Genomic DNA, 12038 nt, shown 5'->3' with positions numbered 1-12038 from the left:
ATGGTAAAGAAAGAAAGAGTAATTTTCTCAACACAAGTTCTTGAAATTGGAGCAGAAGTAGAAGATTTTAAAAAAATTAATATGGCAATTCTTTTTGGAAATGAGGCACCTGATGCATTACGGTCATCTTGCTTTATTATTAATGTAGAACCAATATCTACACAGCTTGAACCAGGGATGAAAATACGGTTTGACGCTCAAGAGTATGTTATTACATCTATTGGTAATGAGGTCCAAAATAATTTGGAGAGACTAGGACATACTACTGTCAGTTTTACGGATAGAGAAGAAGCTAAACTTCCAGGTACTATTTATGTATCAAAAAGAACCTATCCTTTAATCAGAATAGGAACGAAAATCCAAATAATTGCTGAATGAGTTAATTAAGGATCATCTGTCTAATAGAAATATTTAAGTTTTTGATGTTAAGTAACTTTTTAAAATGGAAATAAATATAATTATGTGGTTTTCTGAAAAAAAGTCCTTGACTAATTGTAGTAAATCCAATGCAAAAGATTATATTACTTGTTAGGATAGATCAAGAAAAAAGAAATCGTGAAGCAAGGCGTTTAATGGTACGTCATGGCATTTCAAATCTGATAGTAACAGATAGCCAAAAAGAAGTTGTTGGGGTAGTAATGATTCATGAAGTACTATAGCCTTAATTAGATCTAAAATTATTAATAGTTGTTGTTAGACCCATAAGTTTCCTGATTTTTTGAAAATTTATGGGCTTAATTTTATTTTTTTTAAATGATATATTGAAAACAATTGATAGAATATTGTGTAAGTAATTATTATCCAGTAGTTCAGTGGCTAGCATATAAAATGTTTCTATACAAGTAGATTTAAGAAGAATAAAATTAACCTGTCATAAAAAAGAAATTACATTTCTTATTAAGAAACTAAAGGAGAGATAATATGTCATTTTCAATGGTAACTAAGTATGCACATAGCCCAGAAGATATTATACACTATACAGATATTACTATATTTTTTAGTAAAGTGACCACATTAATTATAAAAGCTACCATATAGCATATGATATGCATTCTTTTCTATGATTAAATAGTATAATTATATTGGAATAATTTATTTTCAAAGGAGCATCTATTAAGTGACATTATCTGACTCAACTTTTATATTACCTAAAGCAGCCGAACTAACAAGGCAGCAAAGACAAGTTAAAGATCAAATATTAGAATTTGCGACAAATCATTTAACTGATGAAAAAGCAGCTGTTTTTGTTTTGAATGGAGATGCGGGTTCGGGGAAAAGTGCAGTTCTAAGTACAGTTTTTAATGAATTACAAAAAGCATCCAAGGATGAAGAGTCAGTATTGTATAAAACTGATAATCATCTGCTAGTTAATCATAATGAAATGTTGAAAATTTATTGGGAAATTGCAGCCCAAACTGAATTTTTGCATAAAAAAGATTTTCAAAAACCAACACCATTTATTAATCAAATGGTTAAAAATAAGCGGCAAGCAGATATTGTTTTTGTTGATGAGGCTCAGTTATTGTTGAGCCAAGCTGATCCTTTTAATCATTTTCGGGCAGAAAATCAATTAGAAGAACTATTAAAATTGACAAAGGTTTTGGTTATTGCGGTTGATTTTAAGCAGGTCGTAAAGCTTAAAAGCTATTGGTCAAAAGGAATGTTGTTACGCCACTTAGCAGGGCATGCAGTCCAGACAATGCAGTTGAAGCAACAATTGCGAATGCAAGATCAAAAGGTAGCAGAATGGATTGATTCTTTTGTAGCTGGGAAATTATTGCCATTACCACAAACGAGAGAATATGACTTACAGATATTTCCTGATGGACAACCGTTATTTTCGTGGGTTAAACAACATGACAAACAAAGTGGGTTAGCACGTGTGTTAGCAACGACGGATTTTCCTTTTCGAGTATATAGTAAGGAACCATGGTATGTAACGGCAGGGACGCTCAAATTACCATGGGATCGGTTCAATTATCAAACGAAAACGTGGGCGAGCCAACCACAGACGTTAAATGAAGTAGGGTCTATTTACACTATTCAAGGATTCGATCTCAATTATGCGGGAGTAATCTTAGGACCAAGTATAACGTATGACAAAGCCAATGACTGCATCGTGATTTCTTCTGATAAGTTTGAAGATCAAACTGCATTTCAAAAAAGACATGTTAATGATATAGAAGATATAGGAACGGTCCATGTGGAACTGATTCGAAATGTTGTTAATATTCTACTAAAGAGAGGGAGATATGGTTTGGGATTGTATGCAGTTGACACAGCATTGCGAAAGCGTCTGCTAGAATTAGCTGATATTAATTCAAAATAGTAAAAAAATTATATTATTTTATTATTTAAAATTTTAAAACAAAAAGCATAAGTAAGAAGTCGGGATAAAAGCCAGACTTCTTTTTTGTGGGCAAAAATCGAAATAATAACTAAAAAAATAATTGTTAAATAATAACTTTTATTGTATACAGTTAGACGAATCTGACTTATCGTAATAAAAAAATTAGATTAGTACTTTACAAATTGGTACCAATGACTATATAATGTAATTGTTAACAAGGAAGCGCTTTCTAAAAAACTAACACACTTATTGAGTTTGGAGGAAAATTTTATGGACAAGTTCTTGGATAAACTTCAAATGGCTTTGGGTCCTATTGCGAATAAATTGAATAGCAATCGCTATTTAGCAGCTATCCGTGATGGATTCTTTGGAGCAACATCTATTATCATTATTGGTTCTATGTTCTTATTGTTTGCCAACTTGCCAATTACTGGCTATAGTGCATTCATGAGTCACCTATTAGGAAAAAACTGGGCTGATTGGTTTAACGTACCTTATAACTTATCAATGGGCTTAATGACAATTTATGTTATCATTGGCATGGCTAAAAGTTTAGCTGATTACTATAAGATTGATTCTATTGCAGCTATAACAATGTCATTTGCTGGTTTTTTGATTTTAACACCAGAATCAGTATTTAAGACATTATCATATTTACCAGCAACTAACTTCAGTGCATCTGGTTTGTTCTTAGGGATGTTTGCTACAATTTTAGCTGTTGAAATTGTTCGTTTAGTATTACAACGTGGTTGGAAGATAAAGATGCCTGATGGCGTTCCAGAAAACGTAAGTACATCTTTTGAAGCATTGATTCCAGGGGTATTCGTATTTGTTATTTTTGATGTGATTCGTTTTATTTTTAGTATCACTGACTTTGCTTCAGCACAGGCATTTATCTTCAAGATTATTCAAACACCATTAACATCAATTGGATCATCATATCCTGCTACGATGTTAGTCGAGTTTCTTGCTTGTGTCTTGTTCTCATTTGGTTTACATGGGCCAAACATCTTGGGTGGTGTTATGCAACCAATCTGGTTAGCATTAACAGCTGAAAATGCTGCGCAAGTTGCTGCTGGAAAATTACCAACACATGTTGTTAACTACCAATTTGATGCTAACTTTGTTAAGTTAGGCGGATGTGGTGCTACAATCGGTTTAGCTTTAGCAATGTTGTTCTTAGCAAAATCAGATCAATTTAAGGCATTAGGAAAATTAGCAATTGGACCTGGTATCTTTAATATTAATGAACCGTTAATATTTGGTATTCCAATTGTTTTAAACCCAATTATGGTTATTCCATTTGTTTTATCGCCACTTATTTTTGTAACTTTGGCATATTTTGCAATGAGTAGTGGCCTGGTACCTATTACAAATGGGACTAATATTCCATGGACAACACCACCTGTTATTGCTGGATTCTTATTATCCGGTTGGAAAGGTGCTCTTTTCCAAGTAGTTGAAATTGCTGTTTCATTTGTTTTATACTACCCATTCTTTAAAGTTGCAGATCGTCAAGCTCTTAAAGCAGAAGAAGAAGCTGTAGCTCTTGAAACAGCATAATCTAGTTACAGAATAAGTAAAAAAGATCGACTTCATCAATTAACTTTGAGGTTGATCTTTTTTAGATAGATAATATTTAAAAAAATAAAAATAAGTTATTCAAGTTCATCAACCGTCCTCGTTAAAAATTTTAGATTAGTAGCGGGATAATAATTTTTAGCGAACGATATAGGTATCTCGTTATCTTGATAGTTTATCTCTTCACGCTGAAGAACCGTTTTTCCAGCGGGAAGTTGCATTAGTTCAGCTTCAATATTAGTTAAATCATGTAAACTAAAGTAGGTTAAAGCTGATTTTATGTGCCAGTTATAAGTCTTTTCAATAAACTTAGTAATTGAACTTTTACAAGCTTTTGTTGGTAAATAAGGAACGAATGAACAGCGAAGGTAAGTTTCTTCAAGAATCGTCAAGTTTTTATCTAGTGAAGACGAGTGAACACGCATGACATGATAGACTTTTTCAGCATCATCACAAGCAAGAAGCTTTTTAAGTTCTACACTAGGGTTTTCTTGGAAAAGTTTCAGCACTTTAGTTTTAGGAGACGTTTTTAAAAGACGTTGATAAATTTCATTAATACCTTTTTTATCAGCTAAATCTAAAATATATCCTGAAAAAGGTAATGTTTGATTAATATAATAGCCGCTACCTTGAACGCGACGTAAAACACCACGAGTGACGAGAACATTTAGAGCGTTACGAATGGTATTGCGGCTAACCATGTACATATGCATAAGTTCAGGCTCTGGTGGTAGTTTATTAGTGAAAAAAGCATTATTAATTTTTGTTAATAAGTCTGATGCAATTTCTTGATACTTGAGAATCAATGTAAAAGCCCCCCTAAAAGTTGAAACGTAAATTTACATATTTTTGAAAATAATTGATTAAGTACTTGTAAAATTCGTACCAACGTGTTATAACTGTATTGTAGATGAAAGCGTTTAATAAATCAAGTTACTTTATTTTTAAAGCGCTTAATATAAAAGACAAAAGGGGATAATAATTATGGCAAAAGAAACAATAATGTTATGTTGCGCAGCAGGTATGAGTACGAGTTTATTAGTTAAAAAGATGCAAGATGCAGCTGCAGCTGTAGGCAAAGATGCAGAAATTTTTGCAGTGTCTGCAAGTGAAGCTGATCAACAGTTAGAGACTAAAAATATTGACTGCGTTTTATTAGGACCTCAAGTTCGTTATATGGAAAGTGATTTCAAAAAGAAGTTAGCTGGGCGTAAAAACGGTGCTGATATTCCTTTAGCTATTATTGATATGCGTTCATATGGTATGATGGACGGCAAAACGGTTTTGGCACAAGCTGATAAGTTAATTAACGGTTAAATAAAGATAAGACTACACGGAAGGAAGAAATTTATGGCTGAAGATAAAGCAAAGACACCGGAAGAAATTGAGCAAGAAAATCTTGAAGTAACAATGGGTTTGATTATTAATGGTGGCAATGCAAAAAGTTTTGCTTTTGAAGCAATTAGAGCTGCGAAAACAGGTGATTTTGAGGAAGCTCATAAAAAACTAAAAGAATCTGATGATGCGTTAGTAGAAGCCCATAACACGCAAACAGGAATGTTAACACAAGAAGCACAAGGTAACCATACTAAGGTAACGTTACTAACGGTTCATTCACAAGATCATATGATGAATGCTATTACGTTCCGTGATTTAGCAGGTGAAATTGTGGATTTGTACGAACGTGTAGCTAAATTAGAAAAATAAGGTGTAGCTATTAATAAATCATTAACTGGGGTTTGTATTTATTGATAGACTTAAAAAGCTGGGGAAATTTTGTTAAATTCCCCAGCTTTTTGTTAAAGTTATCTAGTAAAACTGAGAAAATCTCAGTTAAAAATTATTGTAAGTGATTTAAGTAATTGCTGACGTGATAATACAGAGTTAAATCTTGTTGCAAATATAGCGTACGCGAATAATTAAATGGTTGTTCATTTTTTAAATAATTAATTTCTTCGAGATATAAAGCTGGAGTAGCGATAGGTAGCTTAGTAATATTCGCTTCTTCATCAGTTAATTGGTGAACTTTAACATATTCATCACCATTTTTTACCTCAAGATGGTAAGTTTTAATAATGAATGAAAAGATAGAACCAGAGCAAATTTCCTCATTTAGATAAGGGACAACACTTTTAAGGTAAAAAGCTTCTTCAAGGCTAACAATAATATTGCTTTTATGGCGTAAGCGTTGTACGTGATAAACGATGTCGTTTTGATCACATTGTAGAAAATGACTTACGTGTGTTCCTGCAGGAATTGTTTCAAGAATTAATACATCAGAAACAACAGGTTCGTCGGCTTCAAGGTCACGTAGTCCACGTTTATTTGCTAAATTTAGTACAGTACCGTCGCTACGTGGAGAAAAACTAATAAAGTACCCGCTTCCTTGAATACGTCGAATGATACCTTGGCTATATAGAATGTTTAAAGCATTTCGAATTGTATTTCGACTTACGTTATATTGCTGCATTAGTTCAACTTCGCTGGGAAGTTTATCAATATAGATTTGATTGTCAATTTTTTCAGCTAAATCATGTGCGACTAGCTGGTATTTTAATGTCATCAGACAGGGTCCTTTCATGTAAATTTATTAGGAGTAATTATTGTTATACCGATAAGTCAATTATACTTTAATTAGAATAAATGTATAGTAATTTTTAGTAAAGGAGAGTAAAAATGTCATTTAAAAAGAATTTTTTATGGGGTGGCGCAACTGCTGCCAATCAATATGAAGGTGCGTATCTTGAAGACGGAAAAGGATTAAGTACAGCAGATGTAATGACCAATGGTTCGCATACGCAGCCACGCAGAATAACTTGGAAAAATCCAACAACAGGGGAAACTGGTTCAGTTCTATTTACATTTGGAGGGCGAACGAATATCCCTGTGGGAGCTATTCCTGCTGTTATTGAAGGTGAATACTATCCTAGCCATGAAGGAACAGATTTTTATCATCACTATAAAGAAGATATAAGATTAATGAGTGAGATGGGCTTTAAAACATTTCGCTTAAGCATTAATTGGGCTAGGATTTTCCCAAATGGTGATGATGATCAGCCAAATGAAAAGGGTCTAGCCTTTTATGACAACGTGTTTACAGAATGTCAAAGATATGGGATAGAGCCATTAGTCACCCTATCACATTATGAAACACCATTACAGTTGGCTATCAAATATAATGGGTGGGCAGATCGAAAATTGATTGATTTGTTCGAAAAATATGCTATTACGGTATTTAAACGCTATCGCGGCAAAGTGAAATATTACCTAACCTTTAATGAAATTAATGTCATGGATTTAATGCCATATATGGGTGGTGGATTATTAAGAGTAACGCCACAGTTGCAAGCACAAGCAGCACATAATCAATTTGTTGCTAGTGCGAAAGTTGTTAAAGCTGCGCATGCGATGTTTAAAGAAATCAAAGTGGGTCAAATGTTGGCATATATGCCGCTATATGCTTATACAGCAGATCCTGCTGATCAAGTAAAGGTAATGGAAGGATCTCAGAATATGCTATTCTATACAGATGTTCAAACGGGTGGGCGTTATCCTGAATATCGGTTAAAAAAATATGAGCGCGAAGGCATCATTTTAGACGACGAACCTGAAGATTATGAACTTATAAGCAACTATTCGGCTGACTTTTTAAGCTTTTCTTGCTACGGATCAAATACAGTAACAACACATGAGGTGGATGATGCAGCGGGCGGTAATATGACAACGGGGAATGTCAAGAATCCATATCTTAAGACCAATGCTTGGGGGTGGGCAACAGATCCAGCTTGTTTACGAATAGCACTCAATAATTTATGGGATCGCTATCACAAACCGTTATGGATTGTCGAAAATGGTATTGGTTGGGAAGACAAATTTAGTGAAGATGGTAAGATTCATGATGACTATCGGATTGAATATCTACGTGAAAATATTAAATCGATGTATGATGCTGTGACAATTGATGGCGTTGATTTAATGGGATATACGATGTGGGGCTGTATTGATCTTGTATCAGCAGGAACTGGAGAAATGCGCAAACGCTACGGATTTGTTTATGTAGATCGAAATGATGAAGGTCAAGGGACATTGAAGCGAACGCCTAAAGATTCATTTTATTGGTATCAAAAAGTAATTGCTAATAATGGCGAGGATTTATCTTAAAAAGTAGGTAGGATAATTTTAGCGATTTTTAGGTCAATGTTTTAAGGGTGATGAAGATATGAATGCAGAATATACACATGAGATTGTTAAAACAACAGGTCCTCTTTCGGTATGGATTTATTTGCATAATGTACCAGGGCGTGTGTATGTAGCTCCACACTGGCATCAGGGGATTGAGCTTAGTTATTCAGTTCATGGAACGATTGAAGATTTTACGATTTCCGGACATTGCTATAAAACGAAAGAAAATCAGATATTAGTTGTCAATTCACAAGAAATTCATAGTGCCAATAACTATTTAACAGTAGGAAGCGAATTTTTATCTATTATTTATCCATATGCATATGTAGCAAGTCTCTATCCTGAAATTACTAAAAAAGAAATCCAGCTTAATAATCTTGCGTCATTTAGTGGGTTACAAAAAGAGCGGTATATTGAATTACAAGCATTACTCTTACAGGTAGTCGGTGTTTTCAAAAATGAAAGTTCATATCAAAATATTAGATTGCAAACGCTATTTGATGAAGTTTTGTATCTTATGTTAAGGTACTTCACCTATACTAGTACAGGCAAGACTCTATATGGGCAAAAAGCATATGTAATTGAGCGTTTGCAGATTATAACGAAATTTGTTAATGAGAATTTTCAAGAGAATATTTCATTACAAGAGATAGCTGAAAAAAGTAACGTTTCAAAAGAGTACCTGGCACGTTTTTTTAAGAAGAATATGGGTATTACAGTTGGGCGTTATATTAATAACGTTAGAGCACAAAATGGATACGCGGATATTTTAGGACATCAAAAAAATTTAACAGATATTGCTCAGTTAAATGGTTTTAGCAGTATTAAAACAATGAACAATGCTATGTTTAAGCTGTATGGTACAACAGCATCACAATTGTACAAGAAGATAAATATATAAAAAGTCAACAGATGCCATTTTTTAGTCAAAAAAAGGATGACGTCTGTTTTTTAGTTGTTATAAAATGAAAGCGCAAACAAAGAAAGGGTGAAAAGTTATGGCAACAACGAGTATTAAAGAGGATATTTCGAAAATGAGGGCACTATTTAAGCAAGGAGATGATAAGCGAGATGCAGGATTACCTAGGGAGGTACCAGAAGTACAGAGATATGATGATATCAGTTATGGTCCGGATAAGAAATGGCATCTATTAGATATATATATTCCAAAAGAAGTGACAGCAAAAATACCGGTAATCATTAATATTCATGGCGGCGGTTGGTGTTACGGCACAAAAGAGACATATCAGTTTTATGGATTAGGTTTAGCTAAACAAGGTTTTGCGTTTGTTAATCCAAATTATCGTCTTGCACCCGATGTAGAATTTCCAGCGGAGTTAGATGATGTTAATCGCTATATTCATTGGGTTGATGAGCATGCCGATGAATATAATTTAGATAGAAATAATGTTTTTTTAATAGGTGATAGTGCTGGCGGACAGATGGTTGAGCAGTATATAACGCTTTTAACTAACGAAGAATATCGGACTAAGTTTGGGTATGAACTTACGAATTTAAATTTTCGAGCAGCAGCAATGAATAGTGCAGCTTTCTTCGTGCTTGATCCAGGTATGATTGGGAACGCAACAGCGGGCTATTTTACAGATTTAAAAACAAAGCGAGAGCTGTTAGATACGGAGAAGTATATAGATAGTAATTTTTTGCCAGTATATTTATCTACAGCTAATGAAGATTTTATTCATGATCAAACAATTAAGTTTGATGGCTTTTTAACGGCGAAAGGAATAGAGCATATTACTAAATCATATGGCAACAAGGATAATCCACAGGGACACGTTTTTTTAATTAATCAAAAAGACGATATTGCAGCTCAAGCTAATAAGGATGAGTTGGATTTCTTTAGAAAATATATAGTTGAATAATAAACGGAAGGAATGTTGAAATGTGAAAGAAACAAAAGACAAGCTTATATTTAAGGTATCGTTACTTTCTATCTCTATTTTTTTAATGATGGCACCGCAAATTTCATCAGCTTTACCGCTAATGTACCATGCATTTCCGGGTGTAAGTACAGCGGGAGTTGAAACATTATCAACGGTACCTAACTTTGGAATAATAGTAGGTTTGTTAATTAGTCCTTTTTTAGTAAGATTTTGGGGGCAAAAACCAACAATTTTAGTCGGCTTAGTAATCACAATGTTAGCAGGCACTTTTCCGATGTATTCCAGCGTATATATGCTCATTTTAGTTTCGCGTTTTTTAATTGGTTTAGGTATTGGATTATTTAATTCATTAGCAGTTAGTTTAATCCCTGAATTTTATAAGAGTAATGAAGAAGAATTGGCTTCTATGATAGGATTTCAAAATGTTATGAGTAGTATTGGAGCAGCATTAGCTTCATTTATGGTTAGCTATCTTGTTACGATCAGTTGGCATGCAGCTTTTGCAATTTATTTCCTTGTAATCCCAGTATTAATATTATTTACATTCTTTGTTCCATTGAAGAAGAAAGAACCGGTTGTCCAACAAAAAAATAAGAATAAGCAGCATATAAACGGTCCAGTTATATTGATTTCGATTTTAATGTTTTTCATATTTATGTTCTATATGCCAATGAGTTTTGCATTACCATCTTTAATTGTTAATGAGAAGTTAGGTACATCGAGTTCAGCAGCGTTATTATCAGGAATTTCAACTTTAGTAGGGATTCCGATGGGTGCAAGTTTTGGTTTCTTCTTCAAAAAGCTACATGATAAGATATTTCCTGTCGGATTCGGATTAGTTACGGTTGGCTTTATATTAGTTTCGGTTGCATCAAATATGATCTTCTTGTTCTTTGCCGTATTAGTATTAGGTTTTGGTTTTGGATTAGGAGTACCATACATGTACAATTGGCTTGATTGGGCAGCCCCAGAGGATTCAATTAATTTAGGAACGACGGTTGTTTTAGTGTTGGTTAATATTGGTTGTTTTATTTCTCCAACGGTTGTTGATGCAATTTTAGGATTAGTAAATGGTACTTCATCACGGCAAATAATGTTGATAAGTGCAGCGGCTTTTGCAATAATTTTTATTTACTCAGTTATCCATTACATTAATGTTCATCGTCAAAAGTTAGCACGAGAATAGGATTCCAAATTCTTAAGTTTATATTTTTAGTGTAGAAAAGTAAGATAATCAGTATTTCACTTTGTTTTATAATGAAAATGTAAAGCGCAAAAGATTGAGTATAAAAATAGTAATTTTTTGTGTAAAAGTAAAAAGTCACATGAAAAGTTATTTTTTTGTAAAAACTATAAACTAAAAAATAAATAAAAAACTAGCTTAGAGCCCTGTATAAACAATGCTTAGTTATCTAATTTATGATTAAAAATGATGAAAAACAGAATAATTAGTTTTTCATTTTTTTTAGTTATTAAAAATAAAAAACCCTCACTTATTACAATAATGTTAATTTTAAATTAAATAATTAATTTTAAAAATAAAATATTTTGTGAGGGATAGTTTATGAGACGAGAAAAAGTACATTACAAAATGTATAAATCAGGGAAAAAATGGATTTTTGCTAGTATGGTAACTGTTATCGTAGGGTTAGGTTCAACAGGATATACATATAATGCTCATGCAGATACAACAAGCGCAGATACAACAAGTACAGCAACATCAACAAGCGCAGATACAACAAGTACAGCGGCATCAACAAGCGCAGATACAACAAGTACAGCGGCATCAACAAGCGCAGATACAACAAGTACAGCAACATCAACAAGCGCAGATACAACAAGTACAGCAACATCAACAAGCGCAGATACAACAAGTGCAGCAACATCAACAAGTGCAGATACAACAAGTACAGCGGCATCAACAAGCGCAGATGCAACAAGTACAGCAACATCAACAAGTGCAGATACAACAAGTACAGCGGCATCAACAAGCGCAGATGCAACAAGTACAGCAACATCAA

13 protein-coding genes are annotated in these 12038 nt (G+C 33.5%); 11 read left to right on the top strand and 2 right to left on the bottom strand.

Annotated elements, in window-relative coordinates:
- The 4 genes from LB941_RS08960 (at window position 1) to LB941_RS08945 (ending at window position 3913) form a co-directional block, all read left to right on the top strand.
- The gene (locus tag LB941_RS08960) at window positions 1-378 is read left to right on the top strand and encodes a PTS glucitol/sorbitol transporter subunit IIA (protein WP_253361356.1); all 378 of its coding nucleotides are present in this window, start codon (window positions 1-3) and stop codon (window positions 376-378) included.
- Between the two features lie 128 nt (window positions 379-506).
- Window positions 507-659, top strand: coding sequence for a CBS domain-containing protein (locus LB941_RS08955; RefSeq protein ID WP_253361354.1), 153 nt, complete (start codon window positions 507-509; stop codon window positions 657-659).
- A gap of 458 nt (window positions 660-1117) precedes the next feature.
- Window positions 1118-2329 (top strand): DUF2075 domain-containing protein, encoded by a 1212-nt coding sequence (locus LB941_RS08950; protein WP_253361351.1) that lies wholly within the window; start codon window positions 1118-1120, stop codon window positions 2327-2329.
- A gap of 291 nt (window positions 2330-2620) precedes the next feature.
- On the top strand, window positions 2621-3913 hold the full coding sequence (locus tag LB941_RS08945) for a PTS sugar transporter subunit IIC (protein ID WP_253361349.1): 1293 nt from the start codon (window positions 2621-2623) through the stop codon (window positions 3911-3913).
- A 95-nt stretch (window positions 3914-4008) separates the two neighbouring features.
- Here the strand turns inward: LB941_RS08945 and LB941_RS08940 are convergent, their stop codons facing one another.
- Complete coding sequence (locus tag LB941_RS08940) at window positions 4009-4737, bottom strand: GntR family transcriptional regulator (RefSeq protein WP_253361347.1); 729 nt, start codon at window positions 4735-4737, stop codon at window positions 4009-4011.
- Between the two features lie 178 nt (window positions 4738-4915).
- On the opposite strand from LB941_RS08940, the gene LB941_RS08935 reads away from it, so the two are divergent.
- Together LB941_RS08935 and LB941_RS08930 are read left to right on the top strand one after the other, a co-directional pair.
- Entirely contained in the window at window positions 4916-5248 is a 333-nt protein-coding gene (locus LB941_RS08935) for a PTS sugar transporter subunit IIB (protein WP_253361345.1), read from the top strand.
- 33 nt (window positions 5249-5281) lie between these two features.
- Window positions 5282-5638 carry a PTS sugar transporter subunit IIA gene (locus LB941_RS08930; protein ID WP_253361343.1) on the top strand — a complete coding sequence of 119 codons (357 nt, stop codon included), beginning with the start codon at window positions 5282-5284 and terminating at the stop codon, window positions 5636-5638.
- A 133-nt stretch (window positions 5639-5771) separates the two neighbouring features.
- Here LB941_RS08930 and LB941_RS08925 read toward each other — a convergent pair whose 3' ends face one another.
- On the bottom strand, window positions 5772-6494 hold the full coding sequence (locus tag LB941_RS08925) for a GntR family transcriptional regulator (protein ID WP_253361341.1): 723 nt from the start codon (window positions 6492-6494) through the stop codon (window positions 5772-5774).
- Window positions 6495-6607: 113 nt separating this feature from the next.
- Between LB941_RS08925 and LB941_RS08920 the strand changes: the two genes are divergently transcribed.
- From LB941_RS08920 to LB941_RS08900, 5 genes are all read left to right on the top strand, one after another.
- A complete protein-coding gene (locus LB941_RS08920) occupies window positions 6608-8092 on the top strand; it encodes a glycoside hydrolase family 1 protein (protein ID WP_253361339.1) in 1485 nt (494 codons plus the stop codon).
- 58 nt (window positions 8093-8150) lie between these two features.
- Window positions 8151-9014 (top strand): AraC family transcriptional regulator, encoded by an 864-nt coding sequence (locus tag LB941_RS08915; RefSeq protein WP_253361337.1) that lies wholly within the window; start codon window positions 8151-8153, stop codon window positions 9012-9014.
- A 97-nt stretch (window positions 9015-9111) separates the two neighbouring features.
- Entirely contained in the window at window positions 9112-9996 is an 885-nt protein-coding gene (locus LB941_RS08910; RefSeq protein ID WP_253361335.1) for an alpha/beta hydrolase, read from the top strand.
- A gap of 22 nt (window positions 9997-10018) precedes the next feature.
- Window positions 10019-11203, top strand: coding sequence for an MFS transporter (locus LB941_RS08905; protein ID WP_253361333.1), 1185 nt, complete (start codon window positions 10019-10021; stop codon window positions 11201-11203).
- A 378-nt stretch (window positions 11204-11581) separates the two neighbouring features.
- Window positions 11582-12038, top strand: a 457-nt coding sequence (locus tag LB941_RS08900; RefSeq protein WP_253361331.1) for a KxYKxGKxW signal peptide domain-containing protein, incomplete at its 3' end; no start/stop codon positions are given.

This window comes from Ligilactobacillus ubinensis (assembly GCF_024160875.1).
Lineage (GTDB): Bacteria > Bacillota > Bacilli > Lactobacillales > Lactobacillaceae > Ligilactobacillus > Ligilactobacillus ubinensis.
This window is presented reverse-complemented; position numbering and strand designations above follow the sequence as displayed.

Coding starts and splice junctions, on each gene's coding strand:
- LB941_RS08915 (WP_253361337.1), top strand. CDS start 8,151: ATGAATGCAGAATATACACATGAGATTGTTAAAACAACAGGTCCTCTT.
- LB941_RS08945 (WP_253361349.1), top strand. CDS start 2,621: ATGGACAAGTTCTTGGATAAACTTCAAATGGCTTTGGGTCCTATTGCG.
- LB941_RS08920 (WP_253361339.1), top strand. CDS start 6,608: ATGTCATTTAAAAAGAATTTTTTATGGGGTGGCGCAACTGCTGCCAAT.
- LB941_RS08925 (WP_253361341.1), bottom strand. CDS start 6,494: ATGACATTAAAATACCAGCTAGTCGCACATGATTTAGCTGAAAAAATT.
- LB941_RS08960 (WP_253361356.1), top strand. CDS start 1: ATGGTAAAGAAAGAAAGAGTAATTTTCTCAACACAAGTTCTTGAAATT.
- LB941_RS08955 (WP_253361354.1), top strand. CDS start 507: ATGCAAAAGATTATATTACTTGTTAGGATAGATCAAGAAAAAAGAAAT.
- LB941_RS08930 (WP_253361343.1), top strand. CDS start 5,282: ATGGCTGAAGATAAAGCAAAGACACCGGAAGAAATTGAGCAAGAAAAT.
- LB941_RS08935 (WP_253361345.1), top strand. CDS start 4,916: ATGGCAAAAGAAACAATAATGTTATGTTGCGCAGCAGGTATGAGTACG.
- LB941_RS08910 (WP_253361335.1), top strand. CDS start 9,112: ATGGCAACAACGAGTATTAAAGAGGATATTTCGAAAATGAGGGCACTA.